Origin of the sequence: Acinetobacter sp. AS167, assembly GCF_037152175.1 — a bacterium.
Taxonomy (GTDB): Bacteria; Pseudomonadota; Gammaproteobacteria; order Pseudomonadales; family Moraxellaceae; genus Acinetobacter.
On the sequence record NZ_JBBCMP010000039.1, the window covers coordinates 1 to 350 of the forward strand.

The following is a 350-nucleotide window of genomic DNA, read 5'->3' on the forward strand; positions in this document are numbered from 1 at the left end:
CGAAAACTTACCTTTTAATTTTGTAAGATCAGAAGCACCTAGTTTTTTACTTCCATCAAGCACCATCACAGCATTCTTACCTATCGCTTTAGCACCTTTTACATCTGGCCTAGATGATGCACCTACTTGAAATACCTTACCATTATGTAGGTTAGTAATCTCTGCATAAGCAAAGGGGCCTACCCCTCCCGAACAATAAACATAATCGAATAACGGAGGACCTTGCAACCGACAAATATCACCTGTCTTCATCCAACAGTCATAATTTCGATAACCTTCGTATTCTAAATTTGCTGAAGCTTGACGACTTAAACCGATAAATTCTCCACCATAGGTTACTTGCAATCCCA

At 39.4% G+C, this 350-nt stretch carries 1 pseudogene; it reads right to left on the reverse strand.

What is annotated here, in order from left to right:
* A pseudogene (locus WFN33_RS20255) lies at window positions 1-350 on the reverse strand (RHS repeat-associated core domain-containing protein); the annotation flags it as partial.